The sequence below is a fragment of the Pseudomonas zanjanensis genome, from assembly GCF_014268745.2.
Taxonomy (GTDB): Bacteria; Pseudomonadota; Gammaproteobacteria; order Pseudomonadales; family Pseudomonadaceae; genus Aquipseudomonas; species Aquipseudomonas zanjanensis.
In genome coordinates this window covers 3540816-3555166 of record NZ_JABWRB020000001.1, presented here as the reverse complement: position 1 = coordinate 3555166, position 14351 = coordinate 3540816, and the positions used below count along the sequence as shown (strand labels likewise).

Annotated in this window: 12 protein-coding genes, 4 tRNA genes and 1 pseudogene; 13 read left to right on the top strand and 4 right to left on the bottom strand. The window is 62.8% G+C overall.

All coding sequences use genetic code 11. The annotated features are described in order from the left end of the window. Positions 1 to 14: 14 nt before the first annotated feature. From HU715_RS15135 to HU715_RS15120, 4 genes are all read left to right on the top strand, one after another. Entirely contained in the window at positions 15 to 809 is a 795-nt protein-coding gene (locus HU715_RS15135) for an alpha/beta fold hydrolase (protein WP_057451981.1), read from the top strand. Then, positions 806 to 1657, top strand: a complete 852-nt coding sequence (locus HU715_RS15130; protein ID WP_186708108.1) for an alpha/beta hydrolase — start codon at positions 806 to 808, stop codon at positions 1655 to 1657. The genes HU715_RS15135 and HU715_RS15130 overlap by 4 nt, the downstream gene beginning before the upstream one ends. A 129-nt stretch (positions 1658 to 1786) precedes the next feature. Next, the gene (locus HU715_RS15125; RefSeq protein ID WP_186708106.1) at positions 1787 to 2605 is read left to right on the top strand and encodes a DUF4892 domain-containing protein; all 819 of its coding nucleotides are present in this window, start codon (positions 1787 to 1789) and stop codon (positions 2603 to 2605) included. Positions 2606 to 2669: 64 nt separating this feature from the next. Further along, positions 2670 to 3707 (top strand): AI-2E family transporter, encoded by a 1038-nt coding sequence (locus tag HU715_RS15120; protein ID WP_186708104.1) that lies wholly within the window; start codon positions 2670 to 2672, stop codon positions 3705 to 3707. A gap of 378 nt (positions 3708 to 4085) precedes the next feature. On the opposite strand, the gene HU715_RS15115 is transcribed toward HU715_RS15120, so the two are convergent. Together HU715_RS15115 and HU715_RS15110 are read right to left on the bottom strand one after the other, a co-directional pair. Further along, positions 4086 to 5129 carry a sensor histidine kinase gene (locus HU715_RS15115; protein ID WP_186708102.1) on the bottom strand — a complete coding sequence of 348 codons (1044 nt, stop codon included), beginning with the start codon at positions 5127 to 5129 and terminating at the stop codon, positions 4086 to 4088. Further along, the gene (locus tag HU715_RS15110) at positions 5129 to 5875 is read right to left on the bottom strand and encodes a response regulator (RefSeq protein ID WP_186708100.1); all 747 of its coding nucleotides are present in this window, start codon (positions 5873 to 5875) and stop codon (positions 5129 to 5131) included. The genes HU715_RS15115 and HU715_RS15110 overlap by 1 nt, the downstream gene beginning before the upstream one ends. A 288-nt stretch (positions 5876 to 6163) precedes the next feature. Between HU715_RS15110 and pyrF the strand changes: the two genes are divergently transcribed. Beyond that, the gene (gene pyrF / locus HU715_RS15105; protein WP_186708098.1) at positions 6164 to 6862 is read left to right on the top strand and encodes an orotidine-5'-phosphate decarboxylase; all 699 of its coding nucleotides are present in this window, start codon (positions 6164 to 6166) and stop codon (positions 6860 to 6862) included. A gap of 119 nt (positions 6863 to 6981) precedes the next feature. On the opposite strand, the gene HU715_RS15100 is transcribed toward pyrF, so the two are convergent. After that, positions 6982 to 7986 (bottom strand): NADP-dependent oxidoreductase, encoded by a 1005-nt coding sequence (locus tag HU715_RS15100; RefSeq protein WP_186708096.1) that lies wholly within the window; start codon positions 7984 to 7986, stop codon positions 6982 to 6984. Between the two features lie 226 nt (positions 7987 to 8212). Between HU715_RS15100 and HU715_RS15095 the strand changes: the two genes are divergently transcribed. The 4 genes and pseudogenes from HU715_RS15095 to HU715_RS27690 all read left to right on the top strand — a co-directional run bounded on the left by HU715_RS15095 (position 8213) and on the right by HU715_RS27690 (position 12635). Further along, on the top strand, positions 8213 to 8974 hold the full coding sequence (locus tag HU715_RS15095; protein WP_186708094.1) for an SDR family oxidoreductase: 762 nt from the start codon (positions 8213 to 8215) through the stop codon (positions 8972 to 8974). A 194-nt stretch (positions 8975 to 9168) separates the two neighbouring features. After that, positions 9169 to 10557, top strand: a complete 1389-nt coding sequence (locus HU715_RS15090; RefSeq protein ID WP_186708092.1) for an aminotransferase-like domain-containing protein — start codon at positions 9169 to 9171, stop codon at positions 10555 to 10557. 110 nt (positions 10558 to 10667) lie between these two features. Next, positions 10668 to 11774: pseudogene (locus HU715_RS27695) on the top strand (HAMP domain-containing protein); the annotation flags it as partial. Beyond that, positions 11754 to 12635, top strand: a complete 882-nt coding sequence (locus tag HU715_RS27690) for a methyl-accepting chemotaxis protein (RefSeq protein WP_411387543.1) — start codon at positions 11754 to 11756, stop codon at positions 12633 to 12635. The pseudogene HU715_RS27695 and the gene HU715_RS27690, both read left to right, overlap by 21 nt. Positions 12636 to 12793: 158 nt before the next feature. Here the strand turns inward: HU715_RS27690 and HU715_RS15080 are convergent, their stop codons facing one another. Then, positions 12794 to 13552, bottom strand: coding sequence for a hypothetical protein (locus tag HU715_RS15080; protein WP_186708088.1), 759 nt, complete (start codon positions 13550 to 13552; stop codon positions 12794 to 12796). A 373-nt stretch (positions 13553 to 13925) separates the two neighbouring features. Here HU715_RS15080 and HU715_RS15075 point away from each other — a divergent pair. From HU715_RS15075 to HU715_RS15060, 4 genes are all read left to right on the top strand, one after another. Continuing rightward, positions 13926 to 14001 (top strand) — tRNA-Glu (locus tag HU715_RS15075). Between the two features lie 2 nt (positions 14002 to 14003). After that, positions 14004 to 14079: transfer RNA gene (locus tag HU715_RS15070), tRNA-Gly, on the top strand. A 104-nt stretch (positions 14080 to 14183) separates the two neighbouring features. Further along, positions 14184 to 14259 (top strand) — tRNA-Glu (locus tag HU715_RS15065). Positions 14260 to 14262: 3 nt separating this feature from the next. Beyond that, positions 14263 to 14338: transfer RNA gene (locus HU715_RS15060), tRNA-Gly, on the top strand. Positions 14339 to 14351: the final 13 nt, after the last annotated feature.

Below are 14351 nucleotides of genomic sequence, written 5' to 3'. Positions count from 1 at the left end.
ATGGATCGGCTGTCATGTCGCAACAGATTTTTTTCGCCCACGCCAATGGGTTTCCCTCGGCCACCTACGGCAAGTTGTTCGCCGCGCTGGCGCCGCAGTACCAGGTCGCGCATTTGGAATTGCACGGCCATGACCCGCGCTTTCCGGTCGACGACAACTGGCACAACCTGGTGGACGAACTGATCCATCACCTGGAACAGCAGCCGGCGCCAGTGTGGGGCGTCGGCCACTCCCTGGGCGGCGTGCTGCACCTGCACGCGGCGTTGCGCTGCCCTGAGCTGTACCGCGGCGTGGTCATGCTCGATTCGCCAGTGCTGACCCGTACCGACCAGTGGGTCATCCTGGCGGCCAAGCGCTTGGGGTTTATTGATCGCCTGACCCCGGCCGGCCGGACCCTGGGGCGGCGCGAGGAGTTTGCCGACCTGGCGTCGGCCCGGCAGTATTTTGCCGGCAAGACACTGTTTCGCGGTTTTGACCCGGATTGCTTCGACGCCTACCTGCAACACGGCCTGCAACAAGTCGGCGACCGGCTGCGGCTGCGCTTCGACCCGGCCACGGAAATCAGCATTTACCGCGGCGTGCCGCACACCAGCCCGGGTCGGCCCCGTAAGCTCAAGGTGCCATTGGCCGTGGTGCGCGGCCGGCAGAGTCGCGTGGTGATGCGCCATCACACCCGTTCGGTGGGACGCATGCTCCATGGCGAATCCCTGAGCATGCCCGGCGGTCACATGTTCCCCCTCGAACGTCCGCAAGACACGGCGAACCTGCTCAAGAACCTCTTCCAGCGTTGGGAAGGGCGCAGCGCATGAGCGTGGTCGAAGAGGTCCGCCTGAGCCTGCCTCACATCGAACTGGCGGCTCACTTGTCCGGTCCGGAAGACGGGCTGCCGGTGATTGCCCTGCACGGTTGGCTGGACAACGCCAACAGCTTCGTCCGCCTGGCGCCCAGGCTCGAAGGGCTGCGGGTGATCGCCCTGGACATGGCCGGCCACGGTCATTCCGGGCACCGGCCGCCGGGTGCCGGCTATGCCTTGTGGGACTACGCCCACGATGTGCTGCAAGTGGCCGAACAACTGGGCTTGAGGCGCTTCGCCCTGTTGGGGCATTCCATGGGCGCCATCGTGTCGCTGGTGCTGGCCGGTTCCCTGCCGGAACGGGTGACGCACCTGGGGTTGATCGACGGGGTGATTCCTCCGACCGCCAAAGGTGATAACGCGGCCGAACGCATGGGCATGGCCCTGCAAGCCCAGTTGGATTTGCAGCAAAAACGCAAGCCGGTCTACAAAACCCTCGACCGAGCCATCGAAGCGCGCATGAAGGGGCTGGTGGCGGTCAGCCGTGAGGCTGCCGAGTTGCTGGCCCAGCGCGGCCTGATGCCGGTGCCGGGGGGGTACACCTGGCGCACCGACAACCGCCTGACCCTGCCATCGCCCCTGCGCCTGACCGAAGAGCAGGCCATGGCGTTCGTTGCCCGGGTCGCTTGTCCGGCGCATCTGGTAGTGGCGGCCGACGGCATGCTTGGCCAACACCCGGAGCTGCTGGAGCGTCTACCCTTCAGTCATGAGCAGTTGCCCGGCGGCCATCATTTGCACCTGAACGACGAGGTCGGTGCCGGGCTTGTAGCAGACTGTTTCAATCGGTTCTTCACCGTTCCTTGACTTGCGCCGGGCAACTGTCGAGGCTGGGCGGGTTGAAAAGGAGACAACCATGACAGACCTCTGTTTGCCAGCTTCGCAGTGCATCGACGACGCCCGTTGCGTTCAAGCGTCCCAGGCCAAGCCGATCCGATGAAATTATCCGTTCACTCACTCGTCCTGCTGGCGCTGGCCTGCCTCAGCCCGGCGTCGTTCGCCGTCGATGTGCCGGGCAGTCGCGACTTGGAACGCGTGCCGCGCATGCCCGATGCCCAAATCGTCGATTACCGGCAAGGCAGCGATCTGGAACGCGTCTACCCCATGGGCTCGATCCGCAAGATCAGCGGCCAGTTGCGCTTTGACGGCCAGGTCGATGCCCGTGGGAATGTCACGTCGGTCACCTACGAACTGCCGCCGGAACATTCCGCCACCCAAGCCTTTACCGCGGCTCGCGAAGCGTTGCAGAAACAGGGCGCCGAGCTGTTGTTCTGGTGCCAGGCCCGCGATTGCGGCGAAAGCAGCCTGTGGGCCAACGACGTCTTCGGCAATGCCAAGCTCTATGGCGCCGACAACGGCCAGGCCTTCCTGCTGCTGCGCCTGGCGCCGCCGGCGGACAACACGCTGATCGCGCTTTATTCCATCACCCGCGGCAATCGCAAGGCCTACCTGCATGTCGAGCAGTTCGAGGCGAACGCAGCGCTGGGGGACTTGCTGCCGACATCGGCCACGCTGTTGCGCCAGCTCAAGGACACCGGTGTCCTGGACTTGCCGCGTCTTGCCGGTGAGCCGGACGACACCTGGTTGCGCCTGTTGTCCCGGGCGCTGAACCTGGACACGGGCCTGCGGGTCGGTATCGCCGGTCCCCGGGCCGAGGACTGGCGTGAGGCACTGGCGGGCCAGGGCGTCCGGGCGGCGCGCATGGAGGCCGCCAGCGGCGAAGCGACGGGATTGCGCCTGGAACTGCTGCGCTAAGCTGTGTCGGGGCAGCGGGTTTCACGCCGCTGTCTCGGTCCTGTTCATTTTTTCGAGACCCTACATGCTCAATAACGATCGGCTGTTGGTGCAGATCCTGCTCCTGGTGTTGTTCGGCGCAAGCCTCTGGGTCATGGCGCCGTTCTGGTCGGCGCTGTTCTGGGGCGCGGTGCTGGCGTTCGCCAGTTGGCCGTTGATGCGCCTGCTGACCCGCTGGGTCAATGGCCGCGAATCCCTGGCGGCGGCGTTGCTGACGGTGGGCTGGATGCTCTTGGTAGCGGTGCCGCTGGTGTGGCTGGGTTTCAACCTGGCCGACCATGTGCGCGATGCCACTGCGTTCATCAAGGACGCACAAGTCGATGGCTTGCCGGAAGCGCCCGACTGGCTGGCCGGCGTGCCGCTGGTGGGCGGGCGGCTGGTTGGCATCTGGAACAGCATCGACCAGCAGGGCGCGGCCATGATGGTGTCCATCAGGCCGTACCTGGGGCAGGTCGGCAACTGGCTGCTGGCACGTAGCGCGCAGATCGGCGGGGGGATCCTCGAACTGACCCTGAGCATCGTGTTCGTGTTCTTTTTCTATCGCGATGGCCCGCGTCTGGCGGTGTTTGTCCACGGCTTGCTGGAGCGCCTGATCGGCGACCGTGCCGGTTACTACATCGAACTGGTGGCCGGTACGGTGCAACGGGTGGTCAACGGCGTGATCGGCACCGCGGCGGCCCAGGCCGTGCTGGCGCTGATCGGCTTCCTGATCGCCGGGGTGCCAGGGGCGCTGGTGCTGGGGATCGTCACGTTCCTGCTGAGCCTGATTCCCATGGGCCCACCCCTGGTCTGGATCCCCGCCACGGCGTGGCTGGCGTGGAAGGGCGAATACGGGATGGCGGTGTTCCTCGGCATCTGGGGCACGTTCATCATCAGCGGCGTGGACAACGTGCTCAAACCCTACCTGATCAGCCGTGGCGGCAACCTGCCCTTGGTCATTGTGTTGCTGGGGGTGTTTGGCGGGTTGATCGCCTTCGGTTTCATCGGCCTGTTCATCGGCCCGACCCTGCTGGCGGTGGCGTACAGCCTGTTGACGGACTGGAGCAAAAGCCAGGCGCGGTAGGTTGAGTGTCGAGTACCTTGTGGCGAGGGAGCTTGCTCCCGCTGGGTTGCGAAGCGACCCCAAACCAATATCTCGGTCAGCCTGATACTCCGCAGTGCCTGGTTTCAGGGCTGCTGCGCAGCCCAGCGGGAGCAAGCTCCCTCGCCACAGGGTGATCGCCGACCCATCAGGCTCCACAAAGCCTCCAGATCAATGCTGGCCCATCAGGCTCCACAAGCCTCCAGATCAATGCTGGCCCAGGCTCCACAAAGCCTTCAGATCAACGCCGCCCCTGTGGGAGCGAGCTTGCTCGCGATAGCGGTATGTCAGTCAATGTCGATGTTGGCTGACGGGGCCTCATCGCGAGCAAGCTCGCTCCCACAGGGAAGATAAGCGGGCTTATGGGCGAGGCAAGCTGATCACCGCCGTCAAGCCACCTCCGGGCGTCTCCTCCAGGCTCAACTGCCCGCCCAGGCGTTCCGTGGCTTCCCGAGCGATGGTCATGCCCAGGCCAACACCGCCGGAGTTGCGATTGCGCGAACCTTCCAGGCGGAAAAAGGGTTCGAACACTGCCTCGCGCTTGTCCGCGGCAATACCGGGGCCGTGGTCGATGACTCGGATCAGCAGCAGATGTTTCTGGTCCTGCAAGGTAATCAAGGCATGGCCGGCGTAGCGCAGGGCATTGTCGATGAGGTTGTTGAGGCACGAGCGCAGTGCCATCGGTTGCACCTGCAGCGGCGCGCAGGTCCCGCTGACCTGCACATCCGAGCCCTGGTCCTGGGCGTTTTCGCTCAATGATTCGGCCAAGGCCTGCACGTCCATCCATTGCAGCGCTTCACTGGTGCGCTGTTCGTGCAAGTAGGTCAGGGTGGCATCGAGCATGCCGATCATGTCGTCCAGGTCCTGGCGCATCTGGCCTTGCAGCTTGACGTCATCGATCTGCTCCAGGCGCAGCTTGAGCCGCGAAAGCGGTGTGCGCAGGTCATGGGACACCGCGCCGAGCATGCGCGAGCGCTGCTGCACCTGCTCGCGGATCCGTTGCTGCATCAGATTGAACGTATGGGCCGCCTGCCGTGCCTCACGAGGGCCGTTTTCCTCCAGCGGCGGGCTGTCGAGGTTTTCGCTCAGGCGCTCGGCGGCATCGCTCAGGCGCTGGATGGGTCGGGTCAGAAGCTTGGCGCCGTACCAGGCCGCAATGATCAGGCACACGAATTGAAACGTCAGCGGCACCACCGGGCCGCCGAACCAGGGGCGTGGACGGCGGTTGGAGGGCGGACCGAAGCGCGGCGGACCGTCACCTTGCTGGTCCATTCCAGGCGGCCCGGGAGGTGGCGGTTGGTCGTAATGGAAAAACCAGGCAAAGGCCAGCAGATGCGCCAGGACAATCGCCAGCAGCAGCACGCCAAACAGGCGACCGAACAAGGAGTCCAGGCGCAATCGCATCAACCGATGTCCCTGGCGTCGAACAAATAACCCTCACCGCGTACGGTCTTGATCAGTTGCGGGGCCTTGGGGTCGTCGCCCAGCTTTTGGCGCAGGCGTGACACGAGCAAGTCGATGCTGCGGTCGAACGCTTCGATGGAGCGACCACGGGCCGCATCCAGCAGTTGCTCGCGGCTGAGCACCCGGCGCGGTCGTTCGATGAAGACCCACAACAGGCGGAACTCGGCATTGGACAGTGGCACCACCAACCCGTCGCCCGAGATCAGTTGGCGCAACACGCTATTGAGCCGCCAGTTGTCGAAACGAATATTGGCCCGTTGCTCGGTGCGGTCGTCGCGCACCCGGCGCAGGACGGTCTGGATGCGCGCCACCAGTTCCCTGGGCTCGAACGGCTTGGCCATGTAGTCATCGGCGCCCAGTTCCAGGCCGATGATGCGGTCGGTGGGCTCGCAACGGGCCGTGAGCATCAGGATCGGGATGTCCGATTCGGCGCGCAACCAGCGGCACAACTGCAAGCCGTCCTCTCCCGGCAGCATCAGGTCGAGCACGACCACGTCGAAGTGCTCAGCCTTCATCGCCTGGCGCATGGCCGCGCCATCGGTCACGCCGCTGGCCCGAATGCTGAAGCGGGCCAGGTAATCGATCAGCAGTTCGCGGATCGGCACGTCATCATCGACGATCAGCGCGCGGGTGCTCCAGCGCTTGTCATCTTGAGCGTCAGAATTTGCAACAGGGGTGTTCTGCATGGATGCATCATCTGCCAGGTTGGCTGCCAACCACAAAGAAGGCGGCGAGGTTGAGGCTTCAGCATAGGCGTCGTGCCGCGAGGCGTGAAGCGCCGAAAGAGCGGGTTGCGGCGGACGGTAGCGTGACGACGTGTTGTACGCATGTCATATATGTATCGGCTTCGACACAAAAGTCGGTATTGTCCGTATTGCCCGGGGAGGCGGTGAGATTTACCGATCATCGGGTCCCGCACGGGCGCTCGTTCCGCTACAATGCGCGCCGATTTCGACTTGCCTGAGAGCCCGCTCATGTCCGCCTGCCAGACGCCCATCATCGTCGCCCTGGATTTCCCCACCCGTGACGCCGCCCTGAAGCTGGCCGACCAGTTGGACCCCGCGCTTTGCCGGGTCAAAGTCGGCAAGGAACTGTTCACCAGTTGCGCGGCGGAAATTGTCGGGACCCTGCGTGACAAGGGTTTCGAAGTGTTCCTGGACCTGAAATTCCACGATATCCCCAACACCACCGCCATGGCCGTCAAGGCGGCGGCGGAGATGGGCGTGTGGATGGTCAACGTGCATTGCTCCGGTGGCCTGCGCATGATGGCGGCCTGCCGTGAAGTGCTGGATCAGCGCAACGGCCCGAAACCGTTGCTGATCGGCGTGACTGTGTTGACCAGCATGGAGCGCGAGGACCTGGCCGGGATCGGCCTGGACATCGAGCCCCAGGAGCAGGTGCTGCGCTTGGCGGCGCTGGCGCAGAAGGCCGGCCTGGACGGTCTGGTCTGTTCGGCTCTGGAAGCCGGCGCTTTGAAAGCAGCCCATCCGGCGCTGCAACTGGTGACCCCGGGGATTCGTCCGGCGGGCAGCGCCCAGGACGACCAACGTCGCATCCTGACCCCGCGCCAGGCGCTGGATGCCGGCTCCGACTACCTGGTGATCGGTCGCCCGATCAGCCAGGCCGCCGATCCGGCCAAGGCCTTGGCGGCGGTCGTGGCCGAACTGGCCTGAGCAAACACCGAGAGCCCTTGTGGGAGCGGGCTTGCTCGCGAATGCGGAGTGTCAGGCGCCCTTTAGGCCTGCTGACCCACCGCATTCGCGAGCAAGCCCGCTCCCACAGTTGTTTTGTATCAGACCTTGAGTACCAACTTCCCGAAGTTCTCCCCGCTGAACAACTTGGTCAGCGTCTCGGGAAAGGTCTCCAATCCTTCGACGATGTCTTCCTTGCTCTTGAGCTGCCCCTTGGCCATCCAGCCGGCCATTTCCTGCCCGGCGGCAGCGAACTGCGAGGCGTAGTCCATGACCACGAAACCTTCCATGCGTGCCCGGTTGACCAGCAGTGACAGGTAATTGGCGGGGCCTTTCACCGCTTCCTTGTTGTTGTACTGGCTGATGGCGCCGCAGATCACCACGCGGGCCTTGAGGTTCAGGCGGCTGAGCACGGCATCAAGGATGTCGCCCCCGACGTTATCGAAATACACGTCCACGCCTTTGGGGCACTCGCGCTTGAGGCCGGCATGGACGTCTTCGTTCTTGTAGTCGATGGCGCCGTCGAAGCCCAGTTCATCCACCAGGAATTTGCATTTGTCGGCGCCGCCGGCAATGCCCACCACGCGACAGCCCTTGAGCTTGGCAATCTGCCCGGCAATGCTGCCTACCGCACCGGCGGCCCCCGATAGCACCACGGTCTCGCCGGCCTTGGGCGCGCCGACATCCAGCAGGGCGAAGTAGGCGGTCATGCCGGTCATGCCCAAGGCGGACAGGTAGCGGGGCAGCGGTGCCAGTTTCGGATCGACTTTGTAGAAGCCTCTTGGCTCGCCGAGGAAATAATCCTGCACACCCAAGGCCCCGTTGACGTAGTCCCCGACCGCGAAACCTGGGTTGTTCGAGGCGATCACCTGGCCGACACCCAATGCCCGCATCACTTCACCGATGCCGACCGGCGGGATGTAGGATTTACCCTCGTTCATCCACCCGCGCATGGCCGGGTCCAGGGACAGGTATTCATTCTTCACCAGGATCTGGCTGGCTGCCGGTTCGCCCACCGGGACTTGCTGATAGGTGAACGTCTCGCGGGTCGCGGCGCCTACCGGGCGTTTGGCGAGCAGGAACTGGCGATTGGTCTGGGCGGTCATGGTTGGCACTCAAGATGAATGAAGTCTTGTTGATAGACCTTCGAAGCATTTGCCGCAAGCTTTGCCGATACAGCGAATGCAGTTCGATCCAACACAGTGATAGTTCGCCCAGTGGCCTTATCACTGGCGCCCATGAATGCTCAACCGTCAGTTGGATAGTGCTGCCGTGCTCTCGGGACCTGTGGCTAGACTGGCGTCATCTCCCGCATTCTTCGAGGAACTGACAATGAGCATGACGTTTTCCGGACAGGTCGCCGTGGTCACGGGCGCCGCCGCTGGCATTGGCCGCGCTACCGCTCAGGCGTTTGCGGCAGAGGGCCTGAAAGTCGTGGTGGCCGACCTGGACGTAGCGGGCGGCGAGGGCACCGTGCAGTCGATTCGTGATGCGGGCGGCGACGCGGTGTTCGTGCGCTGCAATGTCACGCTGGAAAATGAGGTGCGGCACCTGATGGATGAGGTGATCAGGACCTACGGTCGCCTTGACTATGCCTTCAACAACGCCGGGATCGAGATCGAGAAGGGCAAGTTGGCCGACGGTACCCTCGATGAGTTCGACGCGATCATGGGGGTCAATGTGAAGGGCGTCTGGTTGTGCATGAAGTATCAGTTGCCTTTGCTGCTGGCCCAGGGCGGCGGCGCTATCGTCAACACGGCCTCGGTGGCCGGCCTGGGCGCAGCGCCGAAAATGAGCATCTATGCCGCCTCCAAGCACGCCGTGATCGGCTTGACCAAATCGGCCGCCATCGAATACGCCAAGAAGAAGATCCGCGTGAACGCGGTCTGTCCGGCGGTGATCGACACCGACATGTTCCGTCGGGCCTATGAGGCAGACCCGAAAAAAGGCGAGTTCGCCAATGCCATGCACCCGGTGGGGCGTATCGGCAAGGTCGAGGAAATCGCCAGCGCCGTGCTGTACCTGTGCAGCGACGGCGCGGCGTTCACCACCGGCCACTCCCTGGCGGTGGACGGTGGGGTCACGGCGTTCTGAGGACGCTTCCCTTGGCTTGTAGGACGAAGCCCGCACTGGTTGCGGGCTTTTTCTTTGGGGGGGGAAACGGTCTATCAATGTGTTTCAAAGAGTGAGAATCAGCGGTTTTGGCGACTTTGTCGTACATCGCTCGGGGGTGGCCTGTGCTTAACTGTTTCCGGAAATAAAACAAACGCTTAGGAGCTTGGTTACTCATGGAGTTGAGAATCGACCGGCAGGCCTTGGTGCCTGTCGTGCAGCAAATCGTCGACGCGCTGACCGGATGGATCCGACAGGATGCGGTGCAACCAGGGACTCGCCTGCCGTCCGTGCGCCAACTGGCGCGGCAGAACCTGCTCAGCCAGTCCAGCGTCAATGAAGCCTGTGAGCGCCTGGTTGCCCAAGGCCTGCTGGCGTCCCGGCATGGTTCCAGCTTTTTTGTCGCACCATCCCCTGTGCCCGGGGTCGTGTCCACCGACCCGAGTCGCCAGCAGGACACGCTCGCTGGAGCCGGTGAAACCCCGCAATGGGCGTTGCAATTGGGGTGTGGCGGGTTGCCCGAGAGCTGGCGTGAAAGCGATGACCTGGGCTATGCGATCCGTCAGGTCACCCGCACCGATATGGCGGGGTTGTTCAACTACAGCACGCCGTTGGGGCTGCCCGCCTTGCGCGAGCAACTGTCCAGGCGCCTGAAGCACTTCAATATCGAGGCTGATAAAGACTCGATCCTGACCACCGCTGGGGCGACCCAGGGGCTGGACCTGATCGTGCGGACACTGTTGCAGCCAGGCGCTTGCGTGATAGTGGAGAGCCCAGGCTATTCAAACCTGTTTGACCTGCTCCGGTTGCACAAGATCGAAATGCTCGAACTGCCCAGGACCCCGCGCGGCCCGGACGTCGATGTGCTGCAAGACTTGTTGGCGAAACACCGGCCCAGTGCGCTGTTCGTCAACAGCGCCTGTCACAATCCGACCGGCACCAGCCTGGCCCCGGCCGTGGCCCAACGGTTGCTGCAATTGACGAAGCAACACGCCGTGCTGGTGATCGAAGACGATGCCTATGGTGACTTCCAGAACTCGGCGCGGACCCGGCTGGCGGCGCTGGATGCCGACGTGGTCTACGTGGGCAGTTTCTCGAAGACCCTGAGCAGTTCGTTACGCGTCGGTTTTGTGGTGGCCGCGCCGTCCATCATTGCGCGTCTGAGCGAGGTCAAGGGCATTACCAGCATGGGTGTGTCGCGGTTCTGTGAGTCGGTGCTCGCCAATCTCCTGGCCAACGGGGCCTATCGCAAGCTGGTCCAGCGCCAGCGGCAACGCCTGGGCGTCGATACGGCGGCGCTGTTGCAGGTATTGGAGGACGCCGACTGGGAGGTGTTTGGCAAACCCACCGGAGGGCTTTTCATCTGGGCGAAACCGCCAATCAGTGACTACGCTGGATTACAGCGTCTGGCCAGGCGCTTCGGTGTGCTGCTGTCTTCGCCTACGGCCTTCAGTCCTTCGGGCGCTGACAGCGACTGGCTACGGATCAACGTGGCCTATGCCCGTGATCCCCGGGCGCTGGTTTTTTTCCGGGCCGCAACGCTGGATCGACCTCAAGTGTCCTGAAAACGACGAAGCTGTAGCTTTTTGCCATTATTCCGACGCCAGCATCTTGTGTTGCAGGGCGTCTCGTTGCGAATCTGCAATCAACACACACTGGCAGAGGACTGGGCGCAATGATTTCGGCCGTGCAAGGACGTTTTGCCAACCTGGGTATGGCAAAAAAACTGGGTATCGGATTTGTCCTGGTGCTGCTGTTGACCGCTGTGGTCGCGGCCATCGGCGTCTGGTCCCTGCAGACCATCAGCCATCGTTTCGGTGGCCTGAAACAGATGTCGTCCCTCAACAGCGGGTTGCTCAAGGTCCGGCTGCTGGAGCAGGAGTACGCCTCGCGCTCCGACCCCAAGACGGCCGATGCCCTGCGCCAGGGGGTCGACGGGCTTGTGGCCCTGGCGAACGAGCTCAAGGCACAGTCGGCTGCCAATGTGCCGGTGATGAATGATGTCGAGCAGGCGCTGGGTGCGTACCGCAAGGCGTTCGACGAGTTTGTCGGGTTGAGCCAGAGCAAGGACCTGGCACTGGAAATGGCCAGTTGGTCGGTGTCCAGCGTGGCCAACAACCTTGATGTGTTGCAGGCCGGGCTGGCGGATGACGGTACCTATACCTTGAAAGACTCCGAAGGCAAGGAGGGTGCCGAATTCATCGAGCAGGCCAACCAGATCAGCGAAGTGTCGCGGTTGATGTTGCAGGCCATGAATGAAGCGCGGGTCCGCCTGGACCAGAGCCGCAAAGGCAATGTCGAGGGCGCCGGAGAAGGCAGCATTGAACAGGCCGAGCAGGCGATGAAACAGGCCGAAGCGCTCAAGACCACGGTCAAGGACCCGGGTTACCAGACCGTGCTGAACGAAGTGGCCGGGCACATCGCCGGCTTCAACCAGCAACTGGCCGAGTACACCGGGCTGCTGGCGAAGGAAAAAATCGTCTACCAGCAACTGCACGAGCGGGCCGACCAGGTGGTGGCGCGGGTCGACCAGGCCTTCAGTGCCGAAGACCAGGCCATGCAGGCAGAATTGAAGAAGAACTCGCTGCTGATCGTCGGTTCGTCGGCCTTGGCGTTGCTGGTGGGATTGATCGCGGCGTGGGTCATCACCCGGCTGATCGTGACGCCGCTGCGCAGCGTCATTCGCGTTGCCCAGCAGATTGCGGCGGGTGACTTGAGCGCCACGGTCGAAGTGACGCGCCGGGACGAGATTGGCCAGTTGATGCTGGCCATGCAACAGATGGGTGCAGGGCTGAGCAGTATCGTCAGCGGTTTGCAGGCCGGGATCGAGCAATTGGCCAATTCGGCGCAGTCACTGTCGGCGGTGACCGAGCAGACCAACCTGGAAGTCAGCAGCCAGAAAGAGGAAACCGAGCAGGTCGCCACGGCCATGAACCAGATGACCGCCACCGTGCACGATGTGGCGCGCAATGCCGAAGAAGCGGCGCAAGCGGCCCAGACGGCCGACGACAAGGTCGAAAGCGGCCAGCAGGTGGTGCGCCAGAGCATGGTGCGCATTGAACAACTGGCCGATTCGGCGACGTCGGCCAGTTCCAGCATCGAAAGCCTCAGCGCCGAGATCCAGAACATCGGCACGGTGCTGGAAGTCATCAAGAGCGTGGCCGAGCAAACCAACCTGCTGGCGCTCAATGCCGCTATCGAGGCGGCCCGCGCCGGGGAACAGGGCAGGGGCTTCGCGGTCGTGGCCGATGAAGTGCGGGCCCTGGCCAGGCGCACGCAACAGTCCACCGAGGAGATCGAACGGCTGGTGAGCGCCTTGCGTTCAGCGGCCCAGGCCTCCGTTCAGCAGATCCAGAGCAGCGGCGAGCTGGTGAAGATGGCGGTCAGCGACGCACTGCAGACCGAGAGCGCCTTGGGCAGCATTGCGGCGGCGGTGTCGTTGATCCAGCAGATGAACCAACAGATCGCCGCGGCGGCCGAGCAACAGAGCTCGGTGGCTGAAGAGATCAATCGCAGCGTGACCAGTATTCGCGCCAGCGCCGATCAATCCTCCCTGGCGATGCGCGGCAATGCCGCATCCAGCATCGAGCTGGCGCAGTTGGGAGTTGAGTTGAAGGGAATGGTGGGGCATTTCAGGTTGTAAGCCGGTGGCGGCTCGTCAGCGATACCTGTGGCGAGGGAGCTTGCTCCCGTTTGGGTGCGAAGCACCCACCGCTCAAGGACCGTTGCGCCCGAAATGTCGGGCCGGCCCAGCGGGAGCAAGCTCCCTCGCCACAAGGGAACTCGCTTCGGCCCTTAATCTCAGTCGTAGACCTTCTTCTTTTTCCACTCGTCGTTTATTTCGTCGTCCTTCAAGCCCTCAGTCAACTGGTTGACCTCGCCCTCGACCGGCTGGGTGCTGGCCAGGACCTGGGCATTGGCGCGGGCCAGGAGTTTCTCCAGGTAGGCCAGTTGTTCGGCGTAGACCTGGGGTTCCTGTTGCTTGCGCAAGTACTGCACGCCGCGCTCGAAGGCCAGGCGGGCTTGCCCGGGTTGTTCCTGCTGCAACGCCTGCTGGCCGAGATTGTTGAAGAACTCGATGTGCAGCAGCACCAGGATGTGCCGCACTTCGCGGATCCAGCGCTTGGCTTCGTTGGGCGGCAGGAAACCGTCCTGGGCGGCGCGGGTAATCTGGCCGTGCAACGCCTCGAGCAGAAAACGTACGTCCTTGGCCTTGGCTTCGGTCTGGATCGGTGCCGGCGGATTGTTCACCGGGATCGATTCACCTTGGGCGGCCAATGCGCTCAACTCGTCCAGGCGTGCCTTGACCGTGGAATTGGTTTTCTCCAGGTTCAGCAAGCGCTGGCAGACGTTCATCTCGAGGCGGGTCATCAACAGCTTCAGGGCAGGGGTCATCAACTGCCCGGGAAAGGTTTCGGTGAGCTCGCCACAGCGACGCATGCGGTCGTTGAGTTCTACCTTGGTGCGGGCCTTTTCCAGCTTGTTGTTTTCCACCACGTGGTTCATGTAGCCAATGGCGATCAACAGGGCGATCCCGGCTACGACGAGCAGGGTGATCATGAGTGGTGTCACCGGTAAGACCTCTTTATTAGGGTACGCATGTCATGAGTGTAGTGGCTTGGCTTTTAAGCGCATAGGCCCGAGCGACGCGATTAGACGGGCGTCGTGCTGTTTATAGGAAGCATAACCGGGTAGGAGCACATTGCCATCATTTGCCGGGCGCGACTATAGCGTCTCGGCGGGCGACAGAATATAGGCGTCAGAGACCGGACGAGGGAAATGCGCGGATCGCCCCCTCAAACCGGGCGAAGTCATTGATTTAAATAAATTTATATCTGGGGGTTGACGACCCTTCAATCCATCCATAGAATGCGCGCCACTTACAGCGTAAAGCACTCAGCCAAACGCTCTAAGCAGTGAATGTTGTACGTGTGTCCCCTTCGTCTAGTGGCCTAGGACACCGCCCTTTCACGGCGGTAACAGGGGTTCGAGTCCCCTAGGGGACGCCAATGCGGGAATAGCTCAGTTGGTAGAGCACGACCTTGCCAAGGTCGGGGTCGCGAGTTCGAGTCTCGTTTCCCGCTCCAATTTAAACAGCGTTGCTTTCGGGCAGGGCTGAGTGAAGCCAGAGCCGACATCTTCGGATGCGGATTTGGGCACTGAAATACACACCATGTGTTTCAGTTAGTGTGTCCCCTTCGTCTAGTGGCCTAGGACACCGCCCTTTCACGGCGGTAACAGGGGTTCGAGTCCCCTAGGGGACGCCATTTGCGGGAATAGCTCAGTTGGTAGAGCACGACCTTGCCAAGGTCGGGGTCGCGAGTTCGAGTCTCGTTTCCCGCTCCAAATTCAAAAAAAC

Bases quoted from the DNA above. Each gene is read 5' to 3' on its own strand.
- HU715_RS15100 (WP_186708096.1), bottom strand. From the start codon at position 7,986: ATGACCGCCCAGACCAATCGCCAGTTCCTGCTCGCCAAACGCCCGGTA.
- HU715_RS15120 (WP_186708104.1), top strand. From the start codon at position 2,670: ATGCTCAATAACGATCGGCTGTTGGTGCAGATCCTGCTCCTGGTGTTG.
- HU715_RS27690 (WP_411387543.1), top strand. From the start codon at position 11,754: ATGCTGGCCATGCAACAGATGGGTGCAGGGCTGAGCAGTATCGTCAGC.
- HU715_RS15115 (WP_186708102.1), bottom strand. From the start codon at position 5,129: ATGCGATTGCGCCTGGACTCCTTGTTCGGTCGCCTGTTTGGCGTGCTG.
- HU715_RS15110 (WP_186708100.1), bottom strand. From the start codon at position 5,875: ATGCAGAACACCCCTGTTGCAAATTCTGACGCTCAAGATGACAAGCGC.
- HU715_RS15095 (WP_186708094.1), top strand. From the start codon at position 8,213: ATGAGCATGACGTTTTCCGGACAGGTCGCCGTGGTCACGGGCGCCGCC.
- HU715_RS15130 (WP_186708108.1), top strand. From the start codon at position 806: ATGAGCGTGGTCGAAGAGGTCCGCCTGAGCCTGCCTCACATCGAACTG.
- HU715_RS15080 (WP_186708088.1), bottom strand. From the start codon at position 13,552: ATGATCACCCTGCTCGTCGTAGCCGGGATCGCCCTGTTGATCGCCATT.
- HU715_RS15125 (WP_186708106.1), top strand. From the start codon at position 1,787: ATGAAATTATCCGTTCACTCACTCGTCCTGCTGGCGCTGGCCTGCCTC.
- HU715_RS15090 (WP_186708092.1), top strand. From the start codon at position 9,169: ATGGAGTTGAGAATCGACCGGCAGGCCTTGGTGCCTGTCGTGCAGCAA.
- HU715_RS15135 (WP_057451981.1), top strand. From the start codon at position 15: ATGTCGCAACAGATTTTTTTCGCCCACGCCAATGGGTTTCCCTCGGCC.
- pyrF (WP_186708098.1), top strand. From the start codon at position 6,164: ATGTCCGCCTGCCAGACGCCCATCATCGTCGCCCTGGATTTCCCCACC.